5 protein-coding genes and 1 pseudogene are annotated in these 4,262 nt (G+C 67.6%); 3 read left to right on the top strand and 3 right to left on the bottom strand.

Features of this window, described 5'->3' with window-relative positions:
* Positions 1–110: 110 nt before the first annotated feature.
* Entirely contained in the window at positions 111–335 is a 225-nt protein-coding gene (locus ABT116_RS40145) for a hypothetical protein (RefSeq protein WP_351644933.1), read from the bottom strand.
* Between the two features lie 425 nt (positions 336–760).
* Here ABT116_RS40145 and ABT116_RS40150 point away from each other — a divergent pair, with 425 nt between their 5' ends.
* From ABT116_RS40150 to ABT116_RS40160, 3 genes and pseudogenes are all read left to right on the top strand, one after another.
* Entirely contained in the window at positions 761–1,054 is a 294-nt protein-coding gene (locus ABT116_RS40150) for a hypothetical protein (RefSeq protein ID WP_351644936.1), read from the top strand.
* Positions 1,055–1,282: 228 nt separating this feature from the next.
* The gene (locus ABT116_RS40155) at positions 1,283–1,747 is read left to right on the top strand and encodes a DUF2199 domain-containing protein (RefSeq protein WP_351644943.1); all 465 of its coding nucleotides are present in this window, start codon (positions 1,283–1,285) and stop codon (positions 1,745–1,747) included.
* A gap of 123 nt (positions 1,748–1,870) precedes the next feature.
* Positions 1,871–2,085: pseudogene (locus tag ABT116_RS40160) on the top strand (RacP protein); the annotation flags it as partial.
* Positions 2,086–2,284: 199 nt separating this feature from the next.
* Here the strand turns inward: ABT116_RS40160 and ABT116_RS40165 are convergent.
* On the bottom strand, positions 2,285–3,052 hold the full coding sequence (locus ABT116_RS40165; protein WP_502984022.1) for a helix-turn-helix transcriptional regulator: 768 nt from the start codon (positions 3,050–3,052) through the stop codon (positions 2,285–2,287).
* A 176-nt stretch (positions 3,053–3,228) separates the two neighbouring features.
* The gene (locus tag ABT116_RS40170) at positions 3,229–3,708 is read right to left on the bottom strand and encodes a hypothetical protein (protein WP_351644941.1); all 480 of its coding nucleotides are present in this window, start codon (positions 3,706–3,708) and stop codon (positions 3,229–3,231) included.
* Between the last annotated feature and the right edge of the window lie 554 nt (positions 3,709–4,262).

Here is a 4,262-nt window from a genome sequence, read left to right on the forward strand (position 1 = left end):
GCCGGATGAGCTCGATCCACAGATCAGGGAGTTCACCAGCCAGCTGCGCAGGCTCGTGGAAGCAGGGCTGTGAACGGCTCGCGCTGTGGTGCTGCTAGTCGGATGTCTCCTTAGACGGTGGTGAACAACGCACATTTGAGCAGGTGCGCAGCGGGACGAGGCGGCCATGTGTCCCCTGCGGCCAGCTGTTCGGCGGCGGCGTATATGAAGGAGAGGTAGACCTGGTCCTGGTAGCGGTGGGGCGTCCATTTCCCAACCGTCCAGATCCAGGCGGCGACCGAACCGTCCGGGTCGTGGCCGCTCTCGAGGCCGATGGCAGTGGCGATCTGCCGCATGCGCTTGGACAGTACACGGTCGAGAAAGGACGGCCGTGAACCGCTCGGGCGACCCGGTGGTAGTGGCGCTGCGCCCCTGCCGTCTACACGGCGTCGCGCAACGCCTGCGGCCATTGTCGGCAGCCGCGTAGGCCATCGGTCGGTGGTGCGGGCCGGGACCCGGATGCCCCCGCGCGCCGCGCAGCCGACGCTTGCCCGCACCTCCTCCTGGGGGATAGTCGCCGTCGCAGGAGACGAAAGCCGATGGGGACCGGTCTGGAGCGTGATGCGAACGCTCAGCGAAGTCCACGGAGCCGAGAACGTACGCCTCGTCGTCTGGTTCCACTGAGGGCTGAGCACGTAGTTGGCCAGGCAGGCCAACTAGAACAGCTCCGTCGACGTGGCCTGCGCCGCTCGCCCAGAAGGCACCCGCCAACCTCGACACAGTGCGCGCCGGTCTCAGCCCGCGCGCCCTACTCACCGTCTGGCCCGATCTGACCCCTGACGTCGGCGCGGCCCTCGCCGCGCTGCCCGAGGAGGGCTCCATGGAGCTCGTCTGGGAAGCGCAGGACGGGACGATCAGCCACGCGATCGTCGACGACCCTGAGCACCAGCAGCTCGCCGCCCTGGTGGCCGGCGCGCGGGCGGCCTGCGCCCTGCCTCTGTGCGTCGACGAATGCACCCCGCTGCTCTGCGCCGTCCTGCCCGACAGCGACGGGGTGTTGCGCGCGCGGTGGTGACCCGGTTCGCACCGGGTGGGCCAGCCGGTGCTGTGCATTGATGTTGTCCAACCAGGCCAGCTCTGGGGCTCGGTCACACCGGTTGTGACCGAGCGCCCTGTAGGGCAGCGGGACGGGAGGGGCTCCTGCCCGAGGCGGTGTCTGAACCCGTCACTAGGCTCCAGTGCCATGACCAGTGATCTCGGATTCACCTGCTCGTGCTGCGGTGCCCACCACTCTGAGCTGCCGATGAACTACTCGGCCGAGGCCCCGGCTGTGTGGGATCCGGCGTTCGCCGTCGCCGACGACTGCCTGCTTTCCTCGGACCAGTGCGTGGTCCATGCGCAGCATTACTTCGTGAAGGGCATGATCGAGATACCGATCGTCGGTAGCGACGAGGTGTTCTCCTGGGGTGTCTGGGTCTCGCTCAGCCGCGAGAACTTCTCCCGCTCGGCGGACCTGTGGGACACGCTCGGCCGGGAGGCCGAGAAGCCGTACTTCGGCTGGCTGACCACTGATCTGCCGGTCTACTCGCCCACGACGCTCAATCTCAAGACCCACGTCCACACCCGCCCGGTTGGCGAGCGCCCCTACGTCGAACTGGAGCCCACCGACCATCCCCTCGCCGTCGAACAGCGTGCGGGGATCACCCTGGACCGCGTGCGGGAGATCGCGGAGGCCGTGCTCCACTCCGGCAGCAGCGAGGAGCAGTGATGTCCGGTACATCGATGTGGTCGCAGGTCTGGGGCATCTGGCCACCCGGTCGAAAACGGCCGTGGACACCGGCAAGGTCGACGTCGACGACGAACTGGCCCGTCCGCTCAATGGCGAATGAGGATGCCCCGCGCCTCACGGCGACGAGGTGATGCGGCCAGACGCCACGCGGACACCCTGCGGTTCGTGCTGTTCGAGGCCAGACCCGCCGGCCTTGAGTCACCTCAGCTGGTACGGGCCAGCGACCTGTCCCCGAGTCAGGTCCGCTCCAGGCGTGCGGCCTTGAAGGACCAGGCCGCGGAGAGGGTTGGCCGCCGCTGACCTGGACCAGGCAGGAGCGCTGGTGCGTGCTCCGTCGCGAAGGACGTTACTGGAGGCGGTGGGAGTGCCCTCGGGGTGAGGCAAGTTCAGTTCATGCGTCTCGAAGGGACATCATCCGCGTCCAGTGGCGGATCGCAGTCGAGCCACGGTCCGTGGACCGTGCCGTCGCGGCGGACCACGACGGGCGGGAGGTGACCGGCCGTGCAGATCGAGCACCTAAGGGCGACGAGGGCGATGGGGTCGTACTTCGTCGATGGCCGTCTGCGGCTGCTTGTGCGTATCGGCCCAGTTCGCCAGCAGGGTGAGAGCGTCGGCGCTGGGCGTACCGGGATCCGCGGTGTAGGTGGTTATGGAGACGTGTGGGTCGCCGGGCAGGGCGAAGTCGTCGTACGCGAGGTGCATCCTGCCGACGGCCGGGTGGTGGACGACCTTGCGTCCACGCGAGTGCCGACGCACGTTGTGCTTGGCCCAGCGGGTGCTGAAATCGGTGCTGCGCGTGGAGAGCTCGCCGATCAGTTCGGTCACCTGCCGGTCCAGCGGGTCGCGCCCGGCGGTCGCGCGGAGTATCGCGACCACCTGGTCCTTCGCCTCGTCGAGGTCGGCGTAGTAGGCCTCCGCACGTTGGTCGAGGAACACGTATCTGGCGAGGTTCGGTGGCTGCTGGACCATGGTGAACAGGTCGGCGTACAGCGCACGCCCCAGGTCGTTGGCCGCGAGGAGGTCGAGACGTCCGTTCTGGACGACGGCGGGCACGCTCATGGACTCGAGGACCTGCTGCACGGACGCGGTGATGGGGGAGGTGCGCTGGGGGCGTTTGCGGCGTGCGCCGGGCGCGACGTTGCGTGCCAGGTCGTACAGGTGGGCGCGCTCGTCGTCGTCGAGTTTCAGTGCACGGGCGATCGCATCGAGGACGCTCTCGGACGCGCCGCCGAGTTGGCCGCGCTCGATGCGGGTGTAGTACTCGACGCTGAGGCCGGCGAGCATCGCGACTTCCTCTCGCCGCAGTCCTTCGACGCGGCGGTTGCCTCCGACGTAGGGCAGCCGGAATTCGCCGGTGGAGGGTAAGGAGATGGTTTTACCCCGCCTGGCGGGGCCGGAAGACGGCGAAGGGGCCCGGGGGGGCGGGTGAAGCAACCTCCGGGCCCCTTCCGCGACTGTCGTTACTTGCCGGCTGCCGGATCGCCGTCGCCGAGGCCGATCCACCAGTGTCCGTCATCCTTGACCAACAGCAAGTTCTGCCGCTGGCCGGTCTCCTCGTACGCCACCGTCACCGGGTTGAAGTAGTCGACGGACCCCTCCAGCACAGTGACCTCGACCTGCCCGCTCGCTGCTTCGCCGTACTCGCGCACATACTTGGCTGCGGCCGGTCCGGGCTGTTTGTAGGCCGGCCCGGCGAGCTCGGCGAGTCCCTTGGCATCGCCGTCTTTGAGCCGTTGCACATAGATCCGGATGAGGGTGTCGACATCCTCGGCCGTCTCCTGCACGTCGGGGTACACGGACTTCTCCACACGCACCGTCACATAAACCTTCGGTGAAGTGGCCAGGGCGTAGGGTGCCCGCAACCAGTTCCACCACACCGCTGCGGCGATCCCGGCCACGACGAGTACGCCACCGCACAGCAGGCTGCCCCGCTTCTTCATACGCATCTTCCCCTCGATACCAGTTTGGCTTGACGCGGATGATCGAGTGGTCGGTTCCCTTGTTGGAGCCCGTCAGGCACTCGTTGAGCGGCTTGTCGAGCCGGTTTTTGTCGTGGGCAGTGACGTAGGCCTTGCTGTTCTTCACCTTGGTGATGCCTGCGGCGTGGTCGTTGATGCCCTTGCCGTTCCCGTCGAAGAAAACACGCTGGAACGTGGATGCCGACCCCGACTCGTTCCCGCGCGTGGGGGAGTGATCGACTTGGTCAACGACGCCCATTACCCGGGTCAGGCGGAACGGCTGACGGAGAGGAAGTCCCCTGTCAGCCTCGGCTGGATGTGCTCCGCGTCCGGGACCACTGACCTCGACTGACCGCCCCGGCCCGCCCGGCGGCCGCGAGACAGGACCTGTCCGGTCCGGCCGACACGATCCCCCCAACGGCCTGCTTCCTCTGCCGAAGACAAAGTGACCTCAGATAGGCACCGGGACAGCGTATCTGAGCCGCAGTGATCTTCAGTGCGAGAGCGGCACCCTCGAAGTCGACGGTTGGCGGGAT

This window comes from Streptomyces sp. NPDC002130 (assembly GCF_040296465.1).
Taxonomy (GTDB): Bacteria; Actinomycetota; Actinomycetes; order Streptomycetales; family Streptomycetaceae; genus Streptomyces.

Excerpts from the sequence above, each read along its gene's own strand:
- ABT116_RS40155 (WP_351644943.1), top strand. The coding sequence starts at position 1,283 with ATGAACTACTCGGCCGAGGCCCCGGCTGTGTGGGATCCGGCGTTCGCC.
- ABT116_RS40145 (WP_351644933.1), bottom strand. The coding sequence starts at position 335 with ATGCGGCAGATCGCCACTGCCATCGGCCTCGAGAGCGGCCACGACCCG.
- ABT116_RS40165 (WP_502984022.1), bottom strand. The coding sequence starts at position 3,052 with ATGCTCGCCGGCCTCAGCGTCGAGTACTACACCCGCATCGAGCGCGGC.
- ABT116_RS40170 (WP_351644941.1), bottom strand. The coding sequence starts at position 3,708 with ATGAAGAAGCGGGGCAGCCTGCTGTGCGGTGGCGTACTCGTCGTGGCC.